The sequence below is a fragment of the Ignavibacteriota bacterium genome (assembly GCA_016716225.1).
Taxonomy (GTDB): domain Bacteria; phylum Bacteroidota; class Ignavibacteria; order Ignavibacteriales; family Melioribacteraceae.
Map to the genome: position 1 here is coordinate 4106030 of JADJWT010000001.1, position 26607 is coordinate 4132636.

At 30.5% G+C, this 26607-nt stretch carries 29 protein-coding genes and 1 tRNA gene; 24 read left to right on the forward strand and 6 right to left on the reverse strand.

The genetic code is table 11. From position 1 onward, the window contains the following. Positions 1-97: 97 nt before the first annotated feature. The 9 genes from sucD (at position 98) to IPM32_17655 (ending at position 9157) form a co-directional block, all read left to right on the forward strand. Entirely contained in the window at positions 98-976 is an 879-nt protein-coding gene (sucD, locus tag IPM32_17615; GenBank protein MBK8947068.1) for a succinate--CoA ligase subunit alpha, read from the forward strand. 12 nt (positions 977-988) lie between these two features. Continuing rightward, positions 989-1135, forward strand: a complete 147-nt coding sequence (locus IPM32_17620; GenBank protein ID MBK8947069.1) for a hypothetical protein — start codon at positions 989-991, stop codon at positions 1133-1135. A gap of 22 nt (positions 1136-1157) precedes the next feature. Next, a complete protein-coding gene (gene ndk, locus IPM32_17625; protein MBK8947070.1) occupies positions 1158-1589 on the forward strand; it encodes a nucleoside-diphosphate kinase in 432 nt (143 codons plus the stop codon). Then, on the forward strand, positions 1589-2122 hold the full coding sequence (locus IPM32_17630) for an NUDIX hydrolase (protein MBK8947071.1): 534 nt from the start codon (positions 1589-1591) through the stop codon (positions 2120-2122). Before ndk ends, IPM32_17630 begins: the two co-directional genes overlap by 1 nt. After that, entirely contained in the window at positions 2092-3351 is a 1260-nt protein-coding gene (locus IPM32_17635; protein ID MBK8947072.1) for a DUF1343 domain-containing protein, read from the forward strand. Before IPM32_17630 ends, IPM32_17635 begins: the two co-directional genes overlap by 31 nt. 15 nt (positions 3352-3366) lie before the next feature. Next, complete coding sequence (locus tag IPM32_17640) at positions 3367-4395, forward strand: hypothetical protein (protein MBK8947073.1); 1029 nt, start codon at positions 3367-3369, stop codon at positions 4393-4395. A 108-nt stretch (positions 4396-4503) separates the two neighbouring features. After that, on the forward strand, positions 4504-6747 hold the full coding sequence (locus tag IPM32_17645) for a TonB-dependent receptor (GenBank protein MBK8947074.1): 2244 nt from the start codon (positions 4504-4506) through the stop codon (positions 6745-6747). Next, entirely contained in the window at positions 6744-7709 is a 966-nt protein-coding gene (locus IPM32_17650; protein ID MBK8947075.1) for a hypothetical protein, read from the forward strand. The genes IPM32_17645 and IPM32_17650 overlap by 4 nt, the downstream gene beginning before the upstream one ends. Beyond that, positions 7706-9157: a PEGA domain-containing protein gene (locus IPM32_17655; GenBank protein ID MBK8947076.1), complete on the forward strand. Its 1452-nt coding sequence runs from the start codon at positions 7706-7708 to the stop codon at positions 9155-9157. The genes IPM32_17650 and IPM32_17655 overlap by 4 nt, the downstream gene beginning before the upstream one ends. A 2-nt stretch (positions 9158-9159) precedes the next feature. On the opposite strand, the gene IPM32_17660 is transcribed toward IPM32_17655, so the two are convergent. The 4 genes from IPM32_17660 to IPM32_17675 form a co-directional block, all read right to left on the reverse strand. Then, a complete protein-coding gene (locus IPM32_17660; protein ID MBK8947077.1) occupies positions 9160-10479 on the reverse strand; it encodes a nodulation protein NfeD in 1320 nt (439 codons plus the stop codon). A gap of 140 nt (positions 10480-10619) precedes the next feature. Then, complete coding sequence (gene yajC, locus IPM32_17665) at positions 10620-10934, reverse strand: preprotein translocase subunit YajC (GenBank protein MBK8947078.1); 315 nt, start codon at positions 10932-10934, stop codon at positions 10620-10622. Then, positions 10935-12083, reverse strand: coding sequence for a tRNA guanosine(34) transglycosylase Tgt (gene tgt / locus IPM32_17670; protein ID MBK8947079.1), 1149 nt, complete (start codon positions 12081-12083; stop codon positions 10935-10937). It lies immediately after the preceding gene. Positions 12084-12245: 162 nt separating this feature from the next. Beyond that, positions 12246-12320, reverse strand: a tRNA-Glu gene (locus IPM32_17675). A 177-nt stretch (positions 12321-12497) separates the two neighbouring features. Here IPM32_17675 and IPM32_17680 point away from each other — a divergent pair. The 15 genes from IPM32_17680 to IPM32_17750 all read left to right on the forward strand — a co-directional run bounded on the left by IPM32_17680 (position 12498) and on the right by IPM32_17750 (position 24674). Continuing rightward, entirely contained in the window at positions 12498-12929 is a 432-nt protein-coding gene (locus IPM32_17680; protein MBK8947080.1) for an NADH-quinone oxidoreductase subunit A, read from the forward strand. A gap of 2 nt (positions 12930-12931) precedes the next feature. Further along, the gene (locus IPM32_17685) at positions 12932-13420 is read left to right on the forward strand and encodes an NADH-quinone oxidoreductase subunit B (GenBank protein ID MBK8947081.1); all 489 of its coding nucleotides are present in this window, start codon (positions 12932-12934) and stop codon (positions 13418-13420) included. Continuing rightward, positions 13417-13947: an NADH-quinone oxidoreductase subunit C gene (locus IPM32_17690; protein MBK8947082.1), complete on the forward strand. Its 531-nt coding sequence runs from the start codon at positions 13417-13419 to the stop codon at positions 13945-13947. Before IPM32_17685 ends, IPM32_17690 begins: the two co-directional genes overlap by 4 nt. A gap of 1 nt (position 13948) precedes the next feature. Beyond that, positions 13949-15064, forward strand: coding sequence for an NADH-quinone oxidoreductase subunit D (locus IPM32_17695; GenBank protein ID MBK8947083.1), 1116 nt, complete (start codon positions 13949-13951; stop codon positions 15062-15064). Beyond that, positions 15064-16134: an NADH-quinone oxidoreductase subunit NuoH gene (nuoH, locus tag IPM32_17700; protein ID MBK8947084.1), complete on the forward strand. Its 1071-nt coding sequence runs from the start codon at positions 15064-15066 to the stop codon at positions 16132-16134. Before IPM32_17695 ends, nuoH begins: the two co-directional genes overlap by 1 nt. Positions 16135-16136: 2 nt before the next feature. Further along, on the forward strand, positions 16137-16730 hold the full coding sequence (locus IPM32_17705) for an NADH-quinone oxidoreductase subunit I (GenBank protein MBK8947085.1): 594 nt from the start codon (positions 16137-16139) through the stop codon (positions 16728-16730). Positions 16731-16736: 6 nt separating this feature from the next. Beyond that, complete coding sequence (locus tag IPM32_17710; protein MBK8947086.1) at positions 16737-17234, forward strand: NADH-quinone oxidoreductase subunit J; 498 nt, start codon at positions 16737-16739, stop codon at positions 17232-17234. After that, complete coding sequence (nuoK, locus tag IPM32_17715) at positions 17231-17548, forward strand: NADH-quinone oxidoreductase subunit NuoK (protein ID MBK8947087.1); 318 nt, start codon at positions 17231-17233, stop codon at positions 17546-17548. The genes IPM32_17710 and nuoK overlap by 4 nt, the downstream gene beginning before the upstream one ends. 3 nt (positions 17549-17551) lie before the next feature. Next, positions 17552-19648 carry an NADH-quinone oxidoreductase subunit L gene (gene nuoL, locus IPM32_17720; protein MBK8947088.1) on the forward strand — a complete coding sequence of 699 codons (2097 nt, stop codon included), beginning with the start codon at positions 17552-17554 and terminating at the stop codon, positions 19646-19648. 32 nt (positions 19649-19680) lie between these two features. Continuing rightward, positions 19681-21285, forward strand: a complete 1605-nt coding sequence (locus IPM32_17725) for an NADH-quinone oxidoreductase subunit M (protein MBK8947089.1) — start codon at positions 19681-19683, stop codon at positions 21283-21285. 37 nt (positions 21286-21322) lie between these two features. Next, entirely contained in the window at positions 21323-22828 is a 1506-nt protein-coding gene (locus IPM32_17730) for an NADH-quinone oxidoreductase subunit N (GenBank protein MBK8947090.1), read from the forward strand. Positions 22829-22893: 65 nt separating this feature from the next. Beyond that, positions 22894-23301, forward strand: coding sequence for an Rrf2 family transcriptional regulator (locus tag IPM32_17735; GenBank protein MBK8947091.1), 408 nt, complete (start codon positions 22894-22896; stop codon positions 23299-23301). A gap of 13 nt (positions 23302-23314) precedes the next feature. Next, on the forward strand, positions 23315-23629 hold the full coding sequence (locus IPM32_17740; protein ID MBK8947092.1) for a hypothetical protein: 315 nt from the start codon (positions 23315-23317) through the stop codon (positions 23627-23629). Then, positions 23613-23966: an iron-sulfur cluster insertion protein ErpA gene (erpA, locus tag IPM32_17745; GenBank protein MBK8947093.1), complete on the forward strand. Its 354-nt coding sequence runs from the start codon at positions 23613-23615 to the stop codon at positions 23964-23966. The genes IPM32_17740 and erpA overlap by 17 nt, the downstream gene beginning before the upstream one ends. A 99-nt stretch (positions 23967-24065) precedes the next feature. Then, entirely contained in the window at positions 24066-24674 is a 609-nt protein-coding gene (locus tag IPM32_17750; protein ID MBK8947094.1) for a superoxide dismutase, read from the forward strand. Positions 24675-24731: 57 nt separating this feature from the next. Here the strand turns inward: IPM32_17750 and IPM32_17755 are convergent, their stop codons facing one another. Further along, positions 24732-25154: a F0F1 ATP synthase subunit epsilon gene (locus IPM32_17755; protein MBK8947095.1), complete on the reverse strand. Its 423-nt coding sequence runs from the start codon at positions 25152-25154 to the stop codon at positions 24732-24734. Position 25155: 1 nt separating this feature from the next. Continuing rightward, positions 25156-26562, reverse strand: coding sequence for a F0F1 ATP synthase subunit beta (gene atpD, locus IPM32_17760; GenBank protein MBK8947096.1), 1407 nt, complete (start codon positions 26560-26562; stop codon positions 25156-25158). Between the last annotated feature and the right edge of the window lie 45 nt (positions 26563-26607).

The window sequence follows — 26607 nt, forward strand, 5'->3', positions numbered from 1 at the left end:
CATCTTAATAACACTTCCAAATTCTTCAAATATTTTACACAAAAATTTATTAAGTTTTGAATCAAGTTTAATAATAAAAATATTCAAGGAATTTCTAATGAGCATCTTACTTGATAAGAAAACAAAAGTTGTTGTGCAAGGAATTACCGGAAGCGAAGGATCGTTTCACGCCGGACAAATGATTGAATATGGAACAAACGTTGTTGCCGGTGTAACTCCAGGTAAAGGCGGAACCGAACATCTTGGCTTACCGGTTTTTAATACTGTTGCCGATGCAGTTACAAAAACCAAAGCTGAAGCTTCTGTAATATTTGTGCCGCCGGCTTTTGCAGCAGACGCAATTCTTGAAGCCGCCAATGCCGGAATTAAATTAGTTATTTGTATTACTGAAGGAATTCCGGCAAAAGATATGGTTCAAGTTTACAATGTAATAAAAAATAAAGATGTTAGATTAATTGGTCCAAATTGCCCCGGAATAATTTCTCCCGGAAAAGCAAAAATTGGAATTATGCCTGGATTTATTCATAAAAAAGGGAAAGTTGGTGTAGTTTCAAGAAGCGGAACTTTAACTTACGAAGCAGTAAAACAATTAAGTGATTTAAATATCGGTCAATCAACTTGTGTTGGAATTGGCGGTGATCCGGTTGTAGGTTCACAATTTATTGATATTATAAAATTATTTAATGAAGATCCGAATACTGAAGGAATTGTAATGATCGGAGAAATTGGCGGAACTGCTGAAGAAACTGCTGCGGAATTCATTAAGAAAAATGTTAAGAAACCGGTTGTGGGATTTATTGCCGGGCAAACAGCTCCTCCAGGAAGAAGAATGGGACACGCCGGTGCAATAATATCAGGTGGAAAAGGAACAGCTTCAGAAAAAATGAAAGTAATGAAGAAAGCCGGAATTCATGTTGTGGAAAGTCCCGCAGAAATTGGAATTACGATGCAGAATGCATTGGCAATGAAAAAATAATTGTTGAACAATTTGTCATTTCGAATCCCAACATTTTTGTTGGGTGAGAAATCTTTTACAAAAATATTTTTTAGAGATTATCACGTCGTCCGTCATCAGTTAACAAACGGAGACGGACTCTTCAGAATGACATCACTTGAAGAATTTAGTATTTTTTAATTTATAATTACGGAGAAACATTTTGAGCAACAGAACTTTAGCAATTCTTAAACCAGATTGCATTGAAAAAAAATTAATTGGACAAGTAATTCAAAAAATAAATGAAGCCGGATTTAAAATTTTAGCAATGAAAATGGTAAAATTAACAAATGATTCCGCCGGCGGTTTTTATTCAATTCATAAAGAACGACCATTCTTTAATGATTTATTAGTTTATATGACTTCCGGACCTTGCGTTCCAATTGCTTTAGAGAAAGAAAATGCAGTTGCAGATTTTAGAAAATTAATTGGAGCAACAAATCCGGCAAATGCAGAAGACGGAACAATCAGAAAACTTTACGCAGAAAGTATTGAAAAAAATATTGTTCACGGTTCAGATTCCGATGAAAATGCTGCAATAGAAATTTCTCATTTCTTCTCAAGAAAAGAATTGTTAGAAAATAACGGATTTTAATGAGTCTGAAAAAATGGATGAAACTTTCCGAAAAAGTTTTATTCACAAACAAACATTGGACTTACAAATTAGATCAATTTGAAATTGAAGGAGTTACAAGGAGTGAATATCATTATGTTCACTCCCCCGGCTCCACAATGGTTATTCCAAAATTAAGCAATTCAAAAATTCTGCTCACAAATCAATTCAGATATTTAAATCAAAAAGAAAGTTTAGAATTTCCTTGCGGTTCAATTGATGGTAATTTATCAAAAGAAGAGAATGCGTTAAAAGAATTAAGAGAGGAAACCGGATTTACCGGAAATCTAAAATTCATTGGAGAGTTTTCTCCATACACCGGAGTTTCAAATGAAATGTGTTCCGTTTTTATTGCAACGGATTTAATAAAATCTCCTCTTCCCGATGATTTGACGGAAGAATTTGAACTTATGGAAATTTCGATTGAAGATTTTGAAAATAAAATTTCGCAAAATATAATTTGGGATGGGTTAACTTTATCAGCATGGCAATTGGCAAAAAAATATTTTATCTAATTTTTTTCAGTTTTATTGTTATCAACTTTTCATGCAAAGAAAAAATTGAAAACAAAATTGAAGTTTTTACCGGCGCTGATGTTTTGGTTTCCGGGAATTTAAATTTAATTGAAAATAAAAATCTCGGAATAATTACAAATCATACTGCAATTTTAAAAAGTGGAATTCATCTTGTTGATACTTTATCAAAATTAAATAACATAAATATTGTTTGCTTATTTGGACCAGAACACGGCATTCGCGGAAATGCTTCAGATGGAACAATTATAAATGATAGTGTTGATTCAAAAACCGGAATTCAAATTCGTTCACTTTACGGAAATATTCGAAAACCTACAAAAGAATATTTGAAAAATATTGATGTTTTGATTTTTGATATTCAAGATGTAGGCGCAAGATTTTACACATATATTTCAACAATGTATTATGCAATTCAAGCCGCTTCAGAAAATAATATTCTTATAATAATTTTGGATAGACCAAACCCGATAAATGGAATAAATGTAAATGGACCAATGCTGGATTCAAATTTTACATCTTTTGTTGGAATTACGGAATTACCAATTCAGCATGGAATGACAATTGGTGAATTGGCAAATTATTTTAATCAGCCAAAAATTTTAAAGACAAAAATTCCGGCAGAATTAAAAATCATAAAAATGAAAAATTGGAAACGTGAATTTTATTTTGATGATTGCAATTTAAAATGGATAAATCCAAGTCCGAATATTCCAATTTTAGAAACGGCAATTGTTTATCCCGGATTGTGTTTAATTGAAGGAATTAATATTTCAGAAGGACGCGGAACTTATTCCCCATTTACACTAATTGGTAGTCCGTATATAAATTCAGAAAATGTAATTTATGAAATGAATAAATATAATTCGGCTGGAGTAAAATTAAAAGATTCAAATTTTACGCCGATTGAAATTCCCAACATGGCTTCTAATCCAAAATATAAAAATGAAAAGTGTAACGGAATTTTAATAAAAGTTACAAACAGAAATATATTCAATCCGATTGAATTTTCTGTAAAATTGATTCATACATTTCATAAATTGTATCCGGAAAATTTTTCTTTTAGGGAAAATTCAATTGATAGACTTTGGGGTAGTGATAATTTTAGAAAAAACATTCTTGCCGGAAAATCTCCGGATGAAATTATTGAGTTATATCAATCAAAATTAAATGAGTTTAAAAAAATTAGAAAACAATATTTATTGTATTAGAACTTAGGAAATAAAATGAAATTAAAAATTTTAATATTTGTATTAATAATATTTCTTTTTGCATGCAGTGATAAAAAAGAAAAAAGTGAATCGGAGAAAAGTGATAGTCTTGCAAGTGCAGATGTTGTAAAGGAGGAAATTATTGGACCAAAAATTCATTTAAGTTACAAATTTAAAAAAGGCGATAAATTTAGTTATATGTTAAATACATCTTCTGTAAATTCAGAATCAATTTCTGCGGATACAACTTTAACAAATGTTATCAAACAAAATATTACTTACATTTTTAATTTTGTTGTAAATAACATTTCGGAAATTGAAGGAACTGAATTAACAACCACAATTTCATCAATAGTTGCCGAATCTAATTTTAATAAACAAAATATTAAATATGATTCAAAATATATTTACAGCACAAGAGAAAAAATTCAATTTGTAGATTATGAAGCTGTAAAAAAAGTTCCTTTTAGAATTTATGTAAACAATATTGGACAAGTAACAAAAGTTGATAAGATTGATAAAATTATGAATAACATTTTATCAATACAACAAGTTCCGGATACTTTAAGCAAAGCAACAAAAGAAAAGATGAAATTCAATATTGCTAACGGAACTTTGATGCCTTTAACTCAACAAGTCTTTAAAGTAATTTCTGAAGATGAAGTTGGCGTAAATTCAACATGGGAATTGAAATTCAACACTCCTCTCGCAGTTTTCGATGTGGAAAATACTGCAGTATTCAAAATTAAAGATTTAAATTTTGATGAAGATACAGTTGCAAATATTTCTTCAAGTTTACTAATGAATGTTAAAGGAAATAACATTGTTACTGAAAACAATATTAAATATACATTCGATAACCCAAAACTTGATGGTAGTGGAAGAGTTAAATTTAATAACACAAAAGGTCTGGTTGAATTTTCTGAATCGAAAACAAATTTACAAATGTCAATGCTTATGGAAGGAATGGATAATAATAATCAGCTTAAGCAAAACAGAAAAACAGATAATTCTACAAATATTAATACTGTTAAATTACTATAGTTTTGTGCATTTATTTTTACACTTATTATAAAATAAATATTAACAAATTTTATAATTATTTTTTTCCAAGTTTATAAAATTTCTTTTGTTGAAAATGTGGAATTTCTATTGATTAGTTTTAACAAATATTTTTATAGTTTATTACCCCTACTATTATTTTCACTGCAAATTAATTTATTTTCGCAAAATATTGGCACAATTAGAGGACAAATTACAGATATAAATACCGGCGAAGCATTGCTTTATGCAAATGTTTTAATAAAAGAATTGCAGCTTGGTACATCAACAAATGAAAATGGGTATTTTATTTTTACTTCAATTCCTCCGAATACAAATTATACAATTCTTGCAAGTTACGTTGGTTACGAAAACAAAGAAATTAAAATAGTTGTTCAAGCAAATAGAGTTACAAAAGTCGATATTGGATTAAACCCAACAAGTTTTGAATTGCAAACAGTTGAAAAAGTTGGGCAGCAGCAAATTGAAACAAATACCACTGATGTCGGTCTTCAAGTAATTACTATGAAAGAACTTGAAACAATGCCGCAAGGTGTTGAAACAGATATTTTCAGATCACTTCAATATGTGCCCGGTGTAAAAACAACCGGCGATATTTCTTCAAGATATTATGTAAGAGGTGGATCAGCTGATCAAAATTTAGTTTTATTAAACGGTTCACCTATTTATAATCCCTTTCATGCACTTGGAATTTTCAGCATTTTCGATCCGGAAATTGTAAACAGTATGGAATTATACAAAGGAGGATTTCCGGCTGAATTCGGTGGTAAAGTTTCATCAGTCCTCAATATAATCACTAAAGACGGAAACAGAAATAATTTTAATGCCAACGGTTCAATTAGTTTTCTTACCGGAAAAGTTTTGCTTGAAGGTCCAATTCCTTCTGGCTCATTTATAATTTCGGGAAGAAAAACTTATTCAAATAGCATTTTTAAAAAATTTCTAAATAACCAAGATGTGCCTATTGATTTTTATGATTTTTCATTCAAGGTAAATTATTCAGATCAAGAAGTTAGTGAAGGTACAAAAATAATTTTACACGGATTCTCAAGTCAAGATAGAATAAATAGAGTAAGTGAACTATCTGAAGATTATCTGTGGAATAATAATTTATTCGGTTTGAAATGGTTCCAAGTAGCTACAAATAGTCCGGTTTTTTGGGATATGGGTATTGCATTAAGTACATATAATGGTGAAATCATTCCAAAACTTAGCAATGTTAAACCACAATTAAATGATGTTAGTGATGTTTCATTTAAGGCAAATTTTAATTACGTGTTCGATAGCCGTGATGAAGCATTATTAGGATTTGATATAAAAGATATTAAAACAAAATTGCGCTTAGAAAATAACAAAGGTGCGGTTTCTGATGTCGTTTCAAAAGGAAGTCAAATTGCCGCATATGCAAAATATAAATTTTTAAGATTTGATAATTTGGGAGTTGATCTTGGTGCAAGATTGAATATTGCGCAATTATCAAATAATAAAGGAAAAACAATTGATCCGCGAATAAACTTAACATATACCATAATTCCGCAAATTTCAATAAAATTAGCTTGGGGACAATACCAGCAAGATTTAATAACTTTAACAAAAGAAGACCAAATTCTGACTTTATTTGAACCTTGGTTAATAACTCCAGATTATTTAGAACCAACAAATTCAACACATTATATTGGTGGAATTACATTAAGATTAATTGAAAATCTATCATTCAATTTGGAAGGATATTATAAGTTTACAGAAAATTTACCAGTTGTTAATGAAAATAAAATATATGATTTGGATAGAGATTTTGTTGAAGGGAATTCCGAATCTTATGGTTGGGAAACTATGATTGGTTATAATGATGAAATTGTAAACATAACTGCGTCGTATTCAAATTCATGGTCGTATAAAACTGTTGATAATTGGGTTTACTATCCAAAGTATGATATAAGGCATAGTTTTAATACAGGCTTAGCTCTAAATATTGGTGCAGGTTGGTTATTTTCAGCAATGTGGATTTATAATTCCGGATTACCATTTACACAATTAACCGGGTACTACGATAAATATTACATCAATGATATTTACTTCAACGAAAATTATTTTGATTCCACAATTCCATACACACTTTTAGGTGATAAAAATATCGCAAGATTACCAGATTATCATCGATTAGATTTAACATTATCAAAAAAAATTAGCATCTCAAAACTAAATATGTCGTTAAATGTTAGTGTTCTAAATGTTTACGATAGAAAAAATATTTTATATTTTAATAGAGAAACCGGAGAACGTGTAAACATGCTTCCGTTTTTACCAACAGCAACATTAAAGGTTGAATTGTGAAAAAGTTATTAAAATATTTTTTTGCAATTTTAATATTAGTTATACATTTAAGCTGTGAAGATGATCTAAATCCATTTGTTAAAGGTGAAGATGTATTTATTTTAAATTGTGTATTAAAAAATGATAGACCAAACCAAACAGCATTTTTATCAAAAAATTATTTTGTAGATAATTTTGATCCAAAATCTGATACAAATAATCATTCAATTGAAAATGCCTATATTAGAATTTTCTTTGATGATTCAGTTAAAATATTTGAAGATACTTTGATTAATAAAAATATTAATTCTGATCAGAAAATCACATCCTACTTCAACAACAATTTTTTTACAAAACCAGATACAGAATATGAGCTGGAAGCAATTTTAAGTGATGGAAGAAAATTAAGAGCAACAACCAAAACACCTAAAAAAGTTTCTTTTAATGGTGATAGTGATAGAATTATCCCTCCAGAAGAAAAAGATAATGTCACCATTCTTTGGGATGATAATCAACGTTTATACACTGCTGCAAGATTTTTAATAGTTTATTTTAAAAATGAAAATGGAATTTCCATTAAGCATCAGAAAGAAGTTCCAAGAAAATATATTTATGAGAATTCGCAATATATCCCATACTTTCCAGAACCATCTTATTCAGATGAAATAAATGTTGAAATGAGTACTTTTAATAAAGCAATGGAAGAAATTTCTCTTGGTGATGAAAATAAAGGAAACTACACAATATTTTCATTCATTCTTGAAATTTTAATTTATGACCAAAATTTAACTGCATATTATGCATCAAAAGCAGAATTAGACGAAGGATTTTCTGTAACAACAAGTGAAAATGATTATACAAATATTATTGGGGGAAGAGGTATTTTTGGAACATTTATAAAACAAAGATTTGCTATTAAATTTGCCCAAGATTACATAAAGTCATTTGGATATAAGCCAGGTTTAACGGAGAATTTAAATTGAATAGTATTTTCAAAACTTTATTTTTTTTAATCTTTATAATAGTAAATATTTCATGTGATAAAAAAGTATCCGTTAGTGATCCTATTGCTTATGAAATTTCAAATTTAGAATTTTTTATTCAAACAATTCCGGAAGGTGCTTCAATATTTGTTGATGATAAAAATATAAGCCAAACAACTCCAGACACAGTTAAATACTTAACTGAAGGTTCCCACAAATTTACACTTAAACTTGATAGATTTCTTGACTATACTTTTTACGCATATATTTCTGATAGTTTAATTAAAACTTACAATTATAATTTTTATGAAGATTCAACAAATTTTGGGTCTTTAAAGTTTGAATCTTACCCGCCAAATTGTGATATATATTTAAATAACACTTTACAAAATTTCAAAACACCATATTTATTAAAATATCAAATACCAGATAAATATAAAGTAAAGTATTCTCATCAAGGTTTTGCATCGGATAGTACATATGTCTTCGTATATCCGGGTAGAGAAACTCTTGTTAATTTAACACTTCCGGATACTTCTTTATGGGTTAATTTCAATTCAGATAATTCTCTTTTAGATGATGATTACATTAAAGATGTTTTAGTTGATAATTTTAACAAACTCTGGGTCGGAACATCTCATAATGGTTTATATATATTAAATGGAACAACATGGAGAAATATAAATTCCGATAACTCTTTACTTCCATCAAATATTATAAATAGAATTGTTAAACAAAATCAAAATATTTGGGTTGCAACTTATAATGGGTTACTTAATATAAATGGTGAAATTATGACTGTTTATCAAACAGAAAATTCTGAACTACCAAGTAACTTCATTACTGATATTGATTTTGATTCAAAAGGAAATGTTTGGATAGGAACACAAAGTGGCTTAGTTAAATTTAATGGTGAAAATTGGCAAATTTACAGAACTAGTAATTCTTCAATTCCTGGGAATTTTATAACTTGTGTTGAAATTGATAGAAGCAATAATATTTGGGTAGGTACAAATGCATTTAGTACTGGCAAAATGGATAACTCCGGAAATTGGCAAATTTTCAAATCAGACTCTAGTAAAGTTGGTGATAGTGTAAACGACATTTTTATTGATTCCGAAAATAATACTTGGGTTGGACTCTCAGCAATATTAAATGAAGGTAAACCCGGTGGAATATATAAAATTTTTGATAATGAAATGGTTGAAATTGATTTTTCATTATCAAATAAACACACAAATATTTTTTTTCAAGATATAAATAGTACAATATGGATTGGTACAAAATCCGGTTTACTTTTTTTAAGATCAGATTCTGATTTTACTCTTTATAATACTAATAATTCTGGAATAATGAATAATGATATTTCCGGTATAACAAAAGATTTAAATGGTAATATTTGGATCGGAACGAACGGGAACGGTATAATAAAATTTAAGAAACAATAATCTTACTGAACTTTTTCAACCACAACTTTTGAACCTTCTTCACTTATTATGGTAACATGAGTTTCTTTTGGGATATAATCTCCGCTTGTTACTACGTCAATTCTTTTGTTCTCAATTAAAGCAATTCCACTTGGTCGTAAATCTGTTAAAGCAATTCCCATTTTACCAATTAAATTTTTTACTTCAATTTCTGCAGCGTATCCGGAACGTTCTTCAATATTTTTTTTCAAAATTAAATTTCCCCACATTTCCGATTTTGGTAAAAATTTTAAAACTGAAAAAATTACAATTATTGTTAGAACAAGTGTTGAAGCAAATTGAATAATTGCCATAGAAATAATATCCCAATCAATAAGTGGAAAATCCGAAATTAAACCAAAGAATAAACTTCCAAACATTAAAATAATTCCTATTATTCCTGTTATTCCAAATCCAGGAATTATAAAAATTTCTATCAATAATAGAACTAATCCAATAACGAAAATTATAATTTCTATTATTGAAGCAAGCTCAAGAATATAGCCGGAACCGAAAAATAAAGCAAGTGCAATTAATGCTGCAGTTCCTGGTAATCCCCAACCGGGAGTTTTAATTTCAGTAAATAATCCTACTAAAGCAATCATCAATAAAATTGATGTTATAATAGGATTATTTAAAAATCTAATAAAATCTTCTGCCCAATTACTTTTTAAATTTATTACTTCTGCATTTTCAAGATTCATTGATTCTAAAACATCATCCATTTCATTCAAAACGGAGTCTGCAATTCCAAATTTTAATGCTTCTTCTGATGTGAGCGTAATTAATTTTGTACTGTCATCGTTTAATTCTTGAACAACTACTCTTTCATCAACCATTCCTTCAGCGATGTCTGTTCGTCTTCCGGTCTTTTCAGCAGTTGAACGCATTTCTGCACGCATATAACTTTGTGCTTTTTCTGATTGTTTGGTTCCACCTTCATCAACAACAGTTGTTGCGCCTATTGAGGCTCCTTCAACCATAATTATTTTTTCGCAAGATAATGAAATTAACGCACCAGCAGAAATTGCGCGTTTATCAATAAATGCAATTGTTTGAACTTTACTGTTTAAAATTGCATCTTTAATTTGTGTTGCTGCATCAACTCTTCCGCCAAAAGTATTTATTTTAAAAATAATTGCCGAAGCTGAATTTTTCTCTGCTTCATCCACTACTCTTTTTACAAACGGAGCTAAACCTAAATCAATCATTCCATCAATTTCTGCAACATAAACTTTTTTTTGTGCATGATTTTGAATTGTAAATAATGACATAACAAAAAGAATAAATAGTATTCTCTTCACTTTAGTATCTCCAGAAAAATTTTATTGAAATATATAAAAAAGTTTGGAATGAATTTCAATGAGTGAATAATGATATGAAACAAACAGATACTTGAGTAGAACCCCAACTCTTCACAAAAGTTGGGATTCTAAAAATAATTTTAGCTTTCTTTGGAAGCTACAACTTGTCCAATTGCACTTCGTTCCATTTTAATTTTTACATTATTACCAACATCAACTAAAACTGTTGTATCTTCTAATCCAGCAACAGTTCCATGAATTCCACTTCCGGTAATTATTTTATCACCTTTTTTCAAACTATTTAATAACGCATCACGTTCTTTAGCTTTTTTCTGTTGTGGTCTAATAATCATAAAATAAAATATTGCGAAAATTGCACCAAACATTATTAAAGTACTAATCATACTTCCGCCGCCATCTGCGCCTTGCGGAGCCATTGCAAAAAGTAAATTCATTTAATCCTCCAAATTAGAATTTATATTTGTTGTTAATTTACTAATTATTTTTTCTTTCCACTTTAAAAAAGTTCCGTCTATAATTTTTTCTCTTGCTGTATTTGTTAAATTTAAATAAAAAGTTAAGTTGTGAATTGAAGCAAGTTCCAAAGCAAGAATTTCTTTCGAAATAAACAAATGTCGTAAATATGCTTTAGAAAAATTTTTGCATGTATAACATTCACACTCAGAATCGATTGTTGTAAAATCATTTTTGTAGGATGCATTACGCATACTTAATATTCCTTGGCTTGTAAAAAGATATGCGTTCCGTGCATTTCTTGTTGGCATTACGCAGTCAAACATATCAATACCACGCTCAATAGATTCAAGAATATTTTCCGGTCGCCCAACTCCCATTAAATATCTTGGTTTGTTTTCGGGTAAAAAATCAGTTGTAAAATTTGTGATTTCATACATTTGTTTCGCCGGCTCACCAACGGCTAATCCACCTATAGCATAGCCATCAAAATTTATATTCACTAAATCATTGGCAGATTTTTCACGCAAATCTTGATAAACACTTCCTTGAACAATTCCGAATAAAAATTGTTTATGACCATATTTGGGATTTGAATTTTCAAAAGCTTCTTTATTTAAAATTGCCCAATCAGAAGTTAGCTGGCAAGATTTTTTTGCATAATCATAATCGCAAGGAAATGGAGTGCATTCATCCAAAACCATCAAAATATCGGAACCAATTATTCTCTGAATTTCAATAACTTTTTTAGGAGTGAAAAAATGTTTTGATCCATCCAGATGAGATTTGAACTCAACTCCATCACTTTTTAATTTTCGCAATTCTACTAAACTGAAAATTTGAAATCCCCCGCTATCAGTTAACAAAGCGTTTTTCCAATTCATAAAATTATGAAGTCCACCTGCATTTTCCAGAATTTCAGTTCCGGGTCTTAAATAAAGATGATATGTATTTCCTAATATTATTGAAGCTTTTATTTCGTCACTTAAAATTCTTTGCGAGACTGCTTTTACAGTTCCTTGAGTTCCAACCGGCATAAATCGTGGAGTTTCAATAATACCATGATCAGTTTCAAAAAATCCGGCGCGGGCTTTTGAATTTGAATCTTTCTTAACAATATTAAATTTCATTTATCACTTAAATTAAAGTTTCAAAAATACAGTTACTTATTGCTATTATCAAACTTTAATGAAGATTACTTAGAAAAGATACTGTTAATTTTTTTTAAAATTAGTTGAAGAAATTTTGATTAAATAAGTTTAAAATTTTTTATCAATTTCCAACATTTAAAGTAGCGCGTACGGGATTCGAACCCGTGATCTCCGCCTTGAGAGGGCGGCGTCCTAAGCCAACTAGACGAACGCGCCAAATTTTATATTCGAATAATAATTATATTCTTACTGATTTCAAATCTGCAAAAGCTTTTAATCATCTTATCAAAATTTATTTTTATCATAAAATCATCAGTTGTTAATTTTATCTTTTCTTAAACTTGACTTTAATAAGACCTAATTGTAATTTTTAATTCAAAATTTCTAAGTGTTATGCTAACTGAATTTGGTAAAGTTTTTGTCTTTTTAATATTAGCTGGTGCATTTGTTGGTATTGCAATTTTTGCTGCAATGTTAATCCGTCCCAAAAGACCTTCATTTGAAAAAAGTCAAATTTACGAATGCGGTGAAAATCCGCAAGGCTCACCTTGGGTAAAATTTAATATTCGTTTTTATGTTGTTGCTCTCATATTTTTAATTTTTGATGTTGAAATTGTTCTACTATTCCCATGGGCATTAACTTATAAAGAATTTGGGTTTGTTGGATTTTTGGTTGGCGCAATATTTTTACTCATTTTATTTTTGGGTATGGCTTATGAATGGCGAAAAGGTGATTTGGAATGGGCACGACCAAAAATTGAAAAACTTGAACTAAGTAAATTATTAGAAAAGAAAGTACAAAATCATTCTACTATAGAAAGTTAATTATGAGTTTTTTAGACCAAGAATTTACTGATAATAATATTGTAATTACAAAATCTGAAGATTTGTTAAATTGGGCAAGACTTTCATCAATTTGGCAATTGAGTTTTGGTTTAGCATGCTGCGCAATTGAAATGATGGCAACTTCAGCTTCTCACTACGATTTTGATAGATTCGGTGTAATTCCAAGACCTTCACCAAGACAAGCTGATGTTATTTTAATTTCCGGAACCGTTACATTAAAAATGGCAACAAGAATTAAAAGATTATATGAACAAATGCCAGATCCAAAATATATCATTTCTATGGGAAGTTGTGCAAATTGTGGCGGACCCTATTGGGAACATGGCTATCACGTTTTAAAAGGAATAGATAGAGTAATCCCCGTTGATGTTTATGTACCCGGCTGCCCTCCACGACCAGAAGCTTTATTAGAAGGATTATTAAAATTACAAGAGAAAATCAGAAACGAAAGATTGAGAAAGACTGCATGAGTGCTGAAGAAATTCTTGAAATATTAAAAAATAAATTCCCAAATTTTTCTTTCAGTTTTGATAATTCACTTCCATTAGAATCATTTCTAAATGTTGATGCATTGCAATTACCAGAAGTTTGTACATTTTTACGCGACGATGAAAAACTGCAATTTGATAATTTAATGAATCTTTCCGGCGTTGATGATAATAATGCAAAAAAAGAAAAAGATGAAAATGGAAATGAAAAATTAGTTGGCAGAACTTTAAGCGTTTATTACCATTTAGAATCGATGAAATTAAATCATAAATTAAATTTAAAAGTTTCCGTCGCAATCGAAAATCCGGAAGTTGAATCAGTAGAATCAATTTGGAAAAGTGCAGATTGGCATGAAAGAGAAGCTTTTGATATGTTTGGAATAAAATTTCTTAATCATCCCAATTTAATTAGAATTTTAATGCCATATGATTGGGAAGACGGAAGTTATCCTTTAAGAAAAGATTTCGAAACTCCAGAATTTTATAATGGAATGAAAATACCTTACTGATATGGCTATAAAAACTGAAGAAATGGTATTAAATATGGGACCTCAACATCCATCTACACATGGAGTTTTGAGGTTAGAAGTTGAACTAGAAGGTGAACTTGTTAAAAATGTAAAACCTCACATTGGATATTTACATAGATGTTTTGAAAAACACTGCGAGGCTATGACATATCCTCAAGTTGTGCCATATACAGACAGAATGGATTATCTTGCTTCAATGTATAATAATTTTGGTTATGCCGTTGCCGTTGAAAGATTATTAGGAATTTCAATTCCTGAAAGAGTTGAATATATCAGAGTAATTGTTGGTGAATTACAAAGAATTGCATCACACATGGTTGCGCTTGGAACTTACGGCGTTGATATGGGTGCGTTTACTCCTTTCCTTTTTTTGTTCGCAGAACGTGAAAAAATTCTTACAATATTTGAAGAAACTTGCGGCGCAAGACTTTTATATAACTATATTTGGGTCGGCGGACTTTCACATGATATTCATCCGGATTTTGTTCGAAAAACAAAAGATTTTGTCCGTGATTTTAAACCAAGAATTACTGAACTAAATAATTTGCTTTCGTACAATAAAATTTTTATTGAAAGAACCGCAAATATTGGAATTCTACCAGCCGATGTTGCCATCAATTATGGTGTAACTGGTCCAAATTTAAGAGCAAGCGGAGTAAAGTGGGATTTAAGAAGAAATGATCCGTATTCAATATATGATAAATTTGATTTTGAAATTCCGGTTGGTGAAGGATTAAAAGGAACACTCGGAGATTGTTGGGATAGATATTATATTCGAGTTTTGGAAATGGAACAAAGTTTAAGAATTATTGAACAAGCTATTGATAATATTCCCGATGGAAATGTTCAAGAAGCAATTCCAAAAAGAATAAAACCGCCAAAAGGTACAATTTATTCAAGAGTGGAAAATCCTAAAGGTGAACTTGGTTACTTTATTATTAGTGATGGAAATGTAAATCCATTTAGAGTAAAAGTCCGCGCTCCATCATTTGTAAATATGGAAGTTTTTGGTGAATTGTGTAAGGGTCATTTTGTTGCAGACGTAATTGCAATTCTTGGAAGTATTGATGTAGTATTAGGAGAAATTGATAGATAATGTACGAATTTTTAATTGACATATTCGGAAATCAAATTTTAGCATTTTTTGTTGCTGCTGCTTTACCTTTATTTCTGTTTATTTTACCTTACGCGCTTTTTGCAGTTTTAGCTGAACGTAAAGTTTCAGCACACATGCAAGATCGCCTTGGACCAATGCGAACCGGATATCATGGAATATTTCAAACGGTTGCGGATATTCTAAAACTAATTCAAAAAGAAGATATTATTGCTGATTCAATAGATAAAAGACTATTTAATTTTGCCCCCTATTTAGTTTTTATGGGAAGTTTTGCCGCATTTGCAGTTATTCCCTTTTCGAGCTTTTTTATGGGAAGTTCAATAGATATCGGATTATTTTACTTTTTAGCAATTTCTAGTCTAGTTGTTGCTGGAATATTAATGGGCGGTTGGTCATCAAATAATAAATATTCTTTGCTTGGCTCAATGAGATCGGTTTCCCAAATTATTAGTTATGAAATTCCTACAGCAATTGTTGTGCTCACAATGGTAATGTTAACAAGTAGTTTAAATTTAGATACAATTACAAATCAACAAACAGCCTTTTTCTGGAATTGGAATATATTGGGTGGAGCTTCTACAGGAATTGCAAAATTTTTACTTATCCCTTTAATGATTGGTGCGTTTATAATTATTTTCATAAGTACTTTAGCTGAAGTAAATAGAACTCCATTTGATATTCCTGAAGCTGAATCTGAATTAGTTGCCGGATTTTTCACAGAATATAGCGGAATGAAATTCGCAATGTTTTTTCTTGCCGAATATGCAAATATGCTTGCTGTTTCCTTCTTAATATCGGTTTTATTTTTTGGCGGATATCATTCGCCAATCGGATATATTGGGAATTCTATTGGTGTTGATTGGTTAATCCCTATTGAACAAATATTTTGGTTTGCATCTAAAGGTTTAACTTTGGTTATTGTACAAATGTGGTTACGTTGGACTTTACCAAGATTAAGAGTAGATCAACTTATGACTCTTTGTTGGAAATATTTAATTCCCTATTCAATTGCAATTTTATTACTTGTTGGTCTTATAACATTAATTTGATCATGAAAGAATATTTCAAAAATACATTCGAAGCTCTTTACACTGTTTTAGTCGGAATGAAAATTACATTCAAACATCTTTTCGTTCCTTCGGTAACAATACAATATCCAGATGTAAAACCAAAAATGCCGGAGCGAGCACGAAACAGACTTTTTGTAAATATGGATGATTGCATTGGCTGCGATCAATGTGCAAGAGCTTGTCCCGTAAATTGTATATCAATTGAGACTTTAAAATCTACACCAGATGATAGCCCGGGTGAGACTTCGCAAGGAAAAAAGAAAGCTTTGTGGGTTACAAAATTTGATATTGATATTGCAAAATGCTGCTTCTGCTCACTTTGTGTTTATCCTTGTCCAACTGAATGTATAAAAATGACTCAAGTTTATGAATTTTCTGAATTCGAAAGAGAAGATTTACTTTATAGATTTGCAACATTAACACCTTCGGAAATTGCAGAAAAACAAAAGAAGTTTGAAGAATTTACAGCCGCAAAAGAAGCTGAAAAATTGGCGGCGGCAAAAGCAAAAGTTGAAAAACCAAAACCGGTTGTTGAAAAAAAAGTTGATCCAAATACTGATAAAAAAGCAGAGTAATTTTTAATGGAATTGTACGATATCATATTTTATTTATTTGCAGCAATAACAATAATTTCTGCAGTAATTGTAGTAAATGCAAGAAATATTGTTCACGCGGCATTTAGTCTTTTACTTACTTTTTTTGGTGTTTCTGGAATTTATGTTTTACTTGGCGCTGATTTTATTGCTATTGTTCAAATTATGGTTTATGTCGGCGGAATTTTAATTCTCTTATTATTCGGTGTTATGTTAACCAATAAAATTACAAATGTTGAAATTCGTTCCGGTTCTTTTCAAGTTCTTCCAGCAATAATTGGTTTGGCCGCATTTGCTGCAATTTTATTCGGTGTAATGACTTCAACAAATTGGAAATCGCAAAGTTTTGAAATTCCAAATACAACATCTTTTGAATTAGGTAAATTACTTATAAGTGAATATGTTCTGGTTTTTGAACTCTTGGGAATTCTATTATTAATTGCTTTAATCGGTGCTGCATCTATTGCACGAAGAGATAAGGAATAATTAAAGTGGAAGTTGGATTAAATCATTTTTTAGCTATAAGTGTTGCACTTTTCTCCCTTGGATTGTACGGAGTTGTAACAAGAAAAAATGCCGTTATGGTTTTAATGGGAGTTGAATTAATTCTTAATTCAGCAAATATAAATTTTGTTGCATTTTCCAAATTCGGAAATTTTGGTATTGATGGTCAGCTTTATGCATTATTCGTTATAATTTTAGCAGCTGCAGAAGCAGCAATTGCTTTGGCTATTGTATTAAATATTTACAAAAGATTTGCAAATGTTAATGTTGATGAAATAAATAATCTCAAAGAATAGTTTATGACAGTATTTACAAATATCAATCTTTCATTAGTTGTACTTTTACTTCCTTTGTTTGGTTTTTTCATTGTACTATTCTTTGGAAAAAAATTCCCTAAATTATATTTGGCTGAAGTTGGAATTATAACACTTGCTTTTATTTTGTCGCTTGTTATTGGTTACTCAAAATTAACTTCATTTTCGCATCAAGATATTTTATTTTCTTTCACTTGGATTGACTTTGGAAATGTTCCAAATCTTGGAAATCTTCACGTTGATTTGGGAATTAAAATTGATAATCTTACAGTAATTATGTTGTTTGTCGTAAATCTAATAAGCATGTTAGTTCATATTTATTCTATAGCTTATATGAAAGGTGATTCGAGATATTCAAGATATTTTGCTTATTTAGGAATTTTCACTTTTTCGATGTTAGGAATTGTTCTAACAGATAATTTGTTGATGATGTATATTTTCTGGGAACTTGTTGGATTATCATCATATTTATTAATTGGTTTCTGGTACGAAAAACAATCAGCTTCCGATGCCGGTAAAAAAGCATTCCTCACAAATAGAGTTGGCGATATTGGAATGTTTATCGGAATTCTAATTTTATTTACTAACTATAAATCTTTCTCATTCGATTTTATATATTCACAAATTGCAAGCGGAAATTTACCTTTTGGAAGTGAAGCTTGGTTAACCGCTGCCGGAATATTGGTTTTTATGGGCGCGGTTGGAAAATCTGCTCAATTCCCACTTCATGTTTGGCTGCCGGATGCAATGGAAGGTCCAACTCCGGTTAGCGCTTTAATTCATGCCGCAACAATGGTTGCTGCTGGTGTTTATTTGGTTGCGAGAATATTTGTAATGTTAACTGCAGATGCAATGCTTGTAATTGCTGTTGTTGGAGCAGTAACTTCACTATTTTCAGCAACAATTGCATTAACTCAAAATGATATTAAAAAAGTATTAGCTTACTCAACTGTTAGCCAGCTTGGATATATGGTTATGGCACTTGGTGTTGGCGCATATACTTTCGCATTTTTCCATTTAGTAACCCATGCATTTTTTAAAGCTTGTTTATTTTTGGGTTCCGGTTCTGTAATTCATGCAATGCATCATGAACAAGATATTAGAGAAATGGGTGGATTGAAGAAAAAAATGCCGATTACATATTTTACATTTTTAATTTCAACTTTAGCTATTTCCGGTGTTCCGTTATTTTCCGGATTTTTAAGTAAAGATGGAATTCTTGCGGGAACTTTAGCATTTGGCCATTTAACCGGGCATTGGTTAATTCCAACAATGGGATTTTTAGTTGCGTTCCTTACGGCTTTTTATATGTTCAGATTAGTAATTTTAACATTCCACGGTGAACCAAGAAATCATCATAAATATGATCACGCACATGAATCACCTTTTGTAATGGTTATGCCGTTAGTTGTGTTAAGTACTTTGTCAATATTTTTCTGGTACACTCCAAATCCAATTTCTCCGGATGCCGGATGGTTTACTACAAGTTGGGTAACTACTCCGCAAACTGTCGTTCCTAAAACTGCAGCATATGATTTTATGATAAATGAATCTTCAGAGCATTCAGTTCAAAATTCTCATGGAGAAATAATTCATTCAGAAAAATATACTCATGCTATGCATTGGGCACATTATCCGGCAATGATTATTTCATTAATTGTTGCGGGGCTTGGAATTCTATTGGCTTTCACAATGTACCAGTGGAAGAAAATATCTCCCGATAAAATTGCAGATAGTGTAAAAGGACTTTACAAAGGTTCACTTAATAAATGGTATGTTGATGAATTTTATGCAAAATCATTTATCGGCGGAACTTTAAAACTTGGTGATTTATTATCTTGGTTTGATAAATGGGTTGTTGATGGAATTGTTAACGGTTCTGCATACTTAACAAAAATTTTCTCAAAAATTAGTGGATTGTTTGACACATATATTGTTGATGGATTTGTTAATGGTACAGCTTTGTTCAGCGGATTTGTTGGATTTAATTTTAAGAAATTGCAAACCGGAAAGGTTCAGACATATATTGTTTTGGTTGTTTTTTCAGTTATTATTTTATTTTTCATAATAGGACCTTTTTAGAAAAGTTTAAAAATATAAGGTAACACATTATAATGAATGGAATTCCTATTTTATCATTAATTACTTTTTTGCCAGTTATTGGTATGATTTTAATTCTTTTCATGCCAAGCAAAATGGCAAGAGAAATTAAGATTACATCACTAATAATAACATTTCTGCAAATTATTCTTGCTGGTGTTTTATTAGCAAATTTTAATTATTCCGCCGGTGGAATTTATGAAGCAAGTTCATTTCAATTTGTTGAAAAATTTCAATGGATAAAAATTGCCGGTCTTTCTTGGATTGGGACAGTAAAAGTTGATTACTTTTTAGGTGCTGATGGTCTTAGTGTGCCTATGTTGCTTTTAACAGCTTTGGTTTCGTTTATTGCAGTAATTTCTTCATGGAGTATTAATAAATCTGTAAAAGGTTTTTTTGCACTTTTTTTATTACTTGATACTGGTATGATGGGCGTTTTTGTATCCTTAGATTTCTTTTTATTCTACATTTTCTGGGAACTAATGCTGTTGCCTATGTATTTCTTAATTGGAATTTGGGGCGGACCAAGAAAAGAATATGCGGCAATTAAGTTCTTTATTTATACTTTATTCGGCAGCGTTTTTATGCTTTTAGTTATGATTGCTTTATATTTTAGCGCAAGTGAAACTTTAGCAGATGGCACAACAGTTTTTACATTTAATTTACTAGCTTTGATGGATCCGACAAATTATACAACTAATGGAATTTTATCTCCTTTAAATCCTAATAATTATAGACTTGCGGCATATATTGCTTTGTTTGTTGGCTTTGCAATAAAAATTCCAATGTTCCCTTTCCATACTTGGTTACCGGATGCACACGTTGAAGCTCCAACTCCAATCAGCGTAATATTAGCCGGCGTTTTACTTAAAATGGGAACTTACGGAATTCTAAGAATCAGTTATCCAATTTTTCCGGAAATCACACAAGATTTATCTTATTATATTGCACTGTTTGGCGTAATAAATATTATTTATGGTGCTTTAGTTGCATTGGCTCAAAAAGATTTCAAAAAATTAATTGCTTATTCTTCAGTTTCTCATATGGGTTATGTTTTACTTGGAATGGCTTCAATGTCAACAACCGGAATTACAGGAGCAATTTTCCAAATGTTTAACCATGGTACAATCACTGCAATGCTCTTCTTGATTGTTGGTGTTATTTATGATAGAGCTCATACTCGTGATATAAATGGATTTGGCGGTTTAGCAAACAAAATGCCGGTTTATACTTTTTTTGTTACTGTTGCTTTTTTTGCCGCAATCGGTTTGCCAAGCTTATCGGGATTTATTTCTGAAGCTTTGGTTTTTGTAGGAGCATTTGGCGTTGCTGAAATTAGAGTTTTAACAATGATTGGAACACTTGGAATCTTATTCGGCGCAGCTTATATGTTATGGACTCTACAAAGAATTTTCTTCGGCGAATTTAATAAAAAGTGGGAAGATGTTTTAACTGATATCACATTTAGAGAATATGCAATGTTTATTCCTTTAACTATTATAATTGTATTTTTAGGAATTTATCCCTCGGCAATGCTGGATATCATGAATACGTCTGTTAATACTCTTGTTCAATTTTTAAGTGATAAAGCGCAAGGTTTTTCCTTAAGCGGAATGTAATTGATAATAAATTTTTACTCAGAATTCTGATAATAAAATGTTTGAAAAACTTTTAACCGATATCTCTTTAATAATTCCAGAAGTTATCATTTCTGGAACTTTGATTCTATTAGTTTTGGTGGATTTAATTTATAATAAAGACAAATCAATAATTCCTTTTATTGGATTAATTGGATTATTTGTTTCTTTATATTTTACAATAAACGGTTTAAATTTAAATTCAACTGCATTTGTTGTAAGCTCCGCAAATAATGATTACGGATTATTAACTATTGATTCATTCGGTTCATATTTTAAGATTATAATTTTAATTACTTCTATTTTAATAATTTTATTCGCAAAAAATTCTTCTGAAATTCAAAATTTATCAGATCGCTCCGGAGAATTTTATACATTAATTTTCGGAATGATTTTGGGAATGCTGTTTATGGTTTCCGCTTCCGATTTGATAATGATTTATTTATCCGTAGAATTACTTTCACTTTCCTCATACGTTTTAGCTGGATTTACGAAATTAAGGGATAGAGATACTGAAGCTTCGTTAAAATATTTAGTTTACGGTGCTGCTTCTTCTGGTTTGATGTTATTCGGAATTTCAATCATTTATGGCTTAACCGGAAATACAAATCTTTTCATCATTAATGATGTTTTTAAATCAACAAGTGTAAATATTTTAGCGTATTCTTTCTCAATAATATTAATTTTTACCGGAATTGGATTTAAAATTTCTGCAGTTCCATTTCATTTTTGGACACCAGATGTTTATGAAGGTGCACCAATTTCTGTTACTGCATTTTTATCTGTTGCAAGTAAAGCTGCTGGTTTTGCTCTTCTAATCAGATTTATTAAAACAACATTTTTGTTAAAAGAAGTTAGTGGTAGTTGGATTCTTTTAGATGGTTTCGATTGGCAAAGTTTTATAATTGTTATTTCAATTTTAACAATGACACTAGGAAATTTTGCTGCTTTATGGCAAGATAATATTAAAAGAATGCTTGCATATTCAAGTATTGCACACGCCGGATATATGCTTTTGGGCATTGCTGTTTTAAGCGATCAAGGTTTGCTATCAGTTATGATTTATTTCTTAGTTTATTTACTAATGAATATTGGCGCTTTCTATATTGTAATGGTTATTGCAAATCAGATAAATTCAGAGAATATAAACGATTATAATAAACTTGGTTACGCTTCCCCATTTCTCGGTGTTTCACTAACTGTGTTTTTAATTTCTCTAACCGGATTACCGCCAACTGCAGGATTCATTTCTAAACTTTACATTTTCATTTCTTTGATTGATGCAAAAATGATTTTTGTTGCAGTTGTTGCAGTATTAAACAGTGTTGTTTCACTTTACTATTATATCAGAATTCTTAAACACATGTTTATAAGCGATGCAGAACAAGAAGTTCCGCAATTAAAAGTTTCAGCAAACGAAATTGTTTTCATTCTAATTCTCTTAATTCCAACACTAATTTTTGGAATTTATTTTTCACCACTTGTAGATTTTGCCCAAAATTGTTTAGCAATTTTAGTTAATTGATTTTTTCTATCTTGTATTTTTGTTGATACTTTTTTATTTTAAATACGACAATTTTAGTCGTGTTTATGATAAAAATTTCTAAATCTGTTGAATATTCAATTCTTGCACTTAAATATATTTCTGAAAATAAAGAAATAAAATTAAGCAGTTCAACTATTTCCGGAGAGCTAAATATTCCTTACGATTTACTAGCCAAATTGCTTCAAAAATTAGTGAGGAAAGGAATTGTAAAATCAGAACAAGGAAAATACGGAGGTTATTCTCTAATTGTTCCATCTGAAAAACTTACAATTCTTCAAATTATTAATGCACTGGATGAAAATATTCAATTAACAAATTGTAGTTTTGAAAATGCAACAACAGAAAATTGCGGACGACTAAATAATTGTTTTATAAGAACTCCATTTCTGAATTTACAAAATAAAATTAATGATATGTTTGGATCAATAACATTGCGAGAAATTACAAATTAATATTAGAGCTAATATGAACCAACTTGAACATTTAAAATCAAACAAAAACATTTTTTTCAATTTTATGAAAGAAGATTATCCTTTATTTAAACATTCAAATTTATTTCTTCGAGATCTTCAATATGCAATTAAATCATATTTTGATATGAAAGAAAATCCAATTAGTTATTCTCAAGCAGAAACAATAGCAAGAAATTTTATTGATGAATTATTAAAAACGAATGATCTTTTGCAAATTGATAAAAAATCTTGGAAAGTAAATTTTGATATAGGAATTAAACATAAAATTACCGAATTGGAAGGAGTTTCAAATGAACAACGCAATTGATACAAGTTCAACAATTACAATTTCTGAAAAAGCCATTAAACAAGTTAAACAAATTATGATTGAAAATAATATCCCTGAAAATTATTCACTGCGAATAAGTATAAAGGGCGGCGGATGTTCCGGATTTACTTATAACATGGGATTTGATGCTGATGAAAAAGATGGAGATACTTATTTTGAAAATCAAGATTTAAAAATTGTGGTTGATGGAAAAAGTCTGTTTTATTTAATGGGAACACAACTTGATTTTAGCGATGGATTAAATGGACGAGGTTTTATTTTTAACAATCCAAATGCAACCAAAACTTGCGGCTGCGGTGAATCATTCGGAGTTTAAATGAAAAGAAATAGATTTTTAACGTCGCTTGGACTTTTACCATTTGTAACATTTAGTTCAAAAATTAATATTTTTTCAAATAATAAAAGGAGTAACGTAATGAGTAAATTTGAATTGCCGGCATTACCGTATGATTTTAATGCACTTGAACCATATATTGATGCAAGAACAATGGAAATTCATCATGGAAAACATCATGCTGCATATGTAAATAATTTAAATACTGCAATTGCCGGAACCGAGATGGAAGGAAAAACTTTAGAAGAATTATTAGCTAGTATTTCAAAATATCCGGCAGCAGTTAGAAATAATGGCGGTGGACATTTTAACCATTCTTTATTCTGGACAATTATGGGTAAAGGAAAAGGCGGAGTTCCAACCGGTAAATTAGCTGAAGAAATTAATTCAACATTCGGATCATTTGAAAGTTTTAAAGAAACATTTTCTAAAGCTGGTGCAACAAGATTTGGATCGGGCTGGGCTTGGTTGGTTGTTTCCGGTGGGAAATTAGTTGTATCTTCCACGCCAAATCAAGATAATCCTTTAATGGATGTAGCTGAAGTAAAAGGAACTCCAATTTTAGGTTTGGATGTTTGGGAACATGCTTATTATTTACATTACCAAAATAGAAGACCTGATTATATTTCAGCTTTTTGGAATGTTATTGATTGGGATGCTGTTTCAAAACGTTTTAATGATGCAAAGTAATTTGAGATGATTTATGAAAAGGGTTTAAAGTTAATTTAAACCCTTTTTGTATTAATTTCAGTTTGAAAAAGAAGAATAACTGTTTGCTGTTTTTAACCTATTTATAGCTCTTTTTAAAGCAAGTTCGGCACGCATTTCATCAACATTCTCACTTCGCTTATTTTTCAATCTATTTTCTGCGCGTAATTTTGCTTCTTCTGCTCTCTTTATATCGATAGAATCTGCTCGTTCAAAAGATTCCGCTAAAATAATTATTTTATTGTTTGATAATTCTAAAGTTCCGCCGCTTGTTGAATATATTAATTTAGAATTTTCAGTTTCTTCAATTTTAATTTCTCCAATTTCCAAAGAGCTTATTATTGGTGCATGATTAAAAAGTATTTGAAAATTTCCGTTAGTTCCCGGAACAGTTACAGAAATTACCTTTCCTTCATATCCAATTTTACTTGGTGTTATTATTTCTAATTCCAACTTTTTCATGTTAAGCCATTTTTTTAGCTTTTTCTACAGCTTCTTCAATTGTACCAACATACATAAAAGCCATTTCCGGCAAATTATCATGTTTGCCTTCAAGAATTTCCTTGAAGCTTCTAATTGTATCTTCTAATTTTACATACTTGCCCGGAATTCCCGTAAACTGTTCAGCAACATGAAACGGCTGACTTAAAAATCTTTGAATTCTTCTAGCTCTTCTAACTACAACTTTATCATCTTCTGAAAGTTCATCCATGCCCAAAATATTAATAATGTCTTGTAAATCTTTATATGCTTGCAAAATTTCTTTAACTTGACTTGCAACTTTATAATGTTCTTGTCCTAAAATTCCCGGTTCAAGAATTCTAGATGTTGAGTCTAAAGGATCAACCGCCGGATAAATTCCTAATTCAGAAATTTGTCTACTTAAAACTGTGGTAGCATCCAAATGAGAAAAAGCTGTTGCCGGTGCCGGATCGGTTAAATCATCTGCGGGAACATAAATTGCTTGTACAGATGTAATTGAACCTTTATCAGTTGATGTAATTCTTTCTTGCAACTCACCCATTTCCGAAGCTAAGTTTGGCTGATATCCAACCGCAGAAGGCATTCTTCCTAACAAAGCACTTACTTCTGAACCAGCTTGCGTAAAACGGAAAATATTATCAATAAACAATAAAACATCTCTTTCTTCAACATCTCTAAAATATTCTGCCATTGTTAAACCGGTAAGACCAACTCTTAATCTTGCGCCTGGAGGTTCATTCATTTGTCCAAATACTAAAGCAGTTTTATCCAAAACTCCGGATTCTTTCATTTCTCGCCAAAGATCATTCCCTTCTCTTGTTCTTTCACCAACTCCGGTAAATACTGAGTAACCACCGTGCTGTGATGCAATATTATGAATAAGTTCTTGAATAATTACAGTTTTACCAACCCCAGCACCTCCAAATAAACCGGTTTTACCGCCTTTTGAATATGGCTCTAACAAATCTATAACTTTAATTCCGGTTTCAAACATTTCCTGCGATGTCGAAAGTTTATTAAATGCCGGTGGATGATGATGAATTGGAGCTCGTCGTTCAGTTTTAATTTCACCTAATTCATCAATTCCTTCGCCTAAAACATTTATTAAACGTCCTAAAGTTTCTGGTCCAACCGGTACTGAAATCGGTTCACCAGTATCAATAGCTTTCATTCCTCTAACTAATCCATCTGTAATATCCATTGCAATAGATCTAATTCTGTTTTCGCCAAGATGCTGTTGAACTTCTAAAGTTAAAACTGATTTTACTCCATCATCTTCGCGTGGAATATGAATTGCGTTATAAATTTCCGGAAGTTTTCCACCTGAAAAATCAATATCCACAACTGGACCAATTACTCTGACAATTGTTCCTTCGTTAATAGCCATTTTTCTCCTTTATGTAATAAATCAATTTGTAAAGTTAGGGATTAT

Coding starts and splice junctions, on each gene's coding strand:
- sucD (MBK8947068.1), top strand. CDS start 98: ATGAGCATCTTACTTGATAAGAAAACAAAAGTTGTTGTGCAAGGAATT.
- IPM32_17630 (MBK8947071.1), top strand. CDS start 1,589: ATGAGTCTGAAAAAATGGATGAAACTTTCCGAAAAAGTTTTATTCACA.
- IPM32_17635 (MBK8947072.1), top strand. CDS start 2,092: ATGGCAATTGGCAAAAAAATATTTTATCTAATTTTTTTCAGTTTTATT.
- IPM32_17640 (MBK8947073.1), top strand. CDS start 3,367: ATGAAATTAAAAATTTTAATATTTGTATTAATAATATTTCTTTTTGCA.
- yajC (MBK8947078.1), bottom strand. CDS start 10,934: ATGAATTTACTTTTTGCAATGGCTCCGCAAGGCGCAGATGGCGGCGGA.
- tgt (MBK8947079.1), bottom strand. CDS start 12,083: ATGAAATTTAATATTGTTAAGAAAGATTCAAATTCAAAAGCCCGCGCC.
- IPM32_17680 (MBK8947080.1), top strand. CDS start 12,498: ATGCTAACTGAATTTGGTAAAGTTTTTGTCTTTTTAATATTAGCTGGT.
- IPM32_17685 (MBK8947081.1), top strand. CDS start 12,932: ATGAGTTTTTTAGACCAAGAATTTACTGATAATAATATTGTAATTACA.
- IPM32_17690 (MBK8947082.1), top strand. CDS start 13,417: ATGAGTGCTGAAGAAATTCTTGAAATATTAAAAAATAAATTCCCAAAT.
- IPM32_17695 (MBK8947083.1), top strand. CDS start 13,949: ATGGCTATAAAAACTGAAGAAATGGTATTAAATATGGGACCTCAACAT.
- nuoH (MBK8947084.1), top strand. CDS start 15,064: ATGTACGAATTTTTAATTGACATATTCGGAAATCAAATTTTAGCATTT.
- IPM32_17705 (MBK8947085.1), top strand. CDS start 16,137: ATGAAAGAATATTTCAAAAATACATTCGAAGCTCTTTACACTGTTTTA.
- IPM32_17710 (MBK8947086.1), top strand. CDS start 16,737: ATGGAATTGTACGATATCATATTTTATTTATTTGCAGCAATAACAATA.
- nuoL (MBK8947088.1), top strand. CDS start 17,552: ATGACAGTATTTACAAATATCAATCTTTCATTAGTTGTACTTTTACTT.
- IPM32_17725 (MBK8947089.1), top strand. CDS start 19,681: ATGAATGGAATTCCTATTTTATCATTAATTACTTTTTTGCCAGTTATT.
- IPM32_17730 (MBK8947090.1), top strand. CDS start 21,323: ATGTTTGAAAAACTTTTAACCGATATCTCTTTAATAATTCCAGAAGTT.
- IPM32_17735 (MBK8947091.1), top strand. CDS start 22,894: ATGATAAAAATTTCTAAATCTGTTGAATATTCAATTCTTGCACTTAAA.
- IPM32_17740 (MBK8947092.1), top strand. CDS start 23,315: ATGAACCAACTTGAACATTTAAAATCAAACAAAAACATTTTTTTCAAT.
- erpA (MBK8947093.1), top strand. CDS start 23,613: ATGAACAACGCAATTGATACAAGTTCAACAATTACAATTTCTGAAAAA.
- IPM32_17750 (MBK8947094.1), top strand. CDS start 24,066: ATGAGTAAATTTGAATTGCCGGCATTACCGTATGATTTTAATGCACTT.
- IPM32_17755 (MBK8947095.1), bottom strand. CDS start 25,154: ATGAAAAAGTTGGAATTAGAAATAATAACACCAAGTAAAATTGGATAT.
- atpD (MBK8947096.1), bottom strand. CDS start 26,562: ATGGCTATTAACGAAGGAACAATTGTCAGAGTAATTGGTCCAGTTGTG.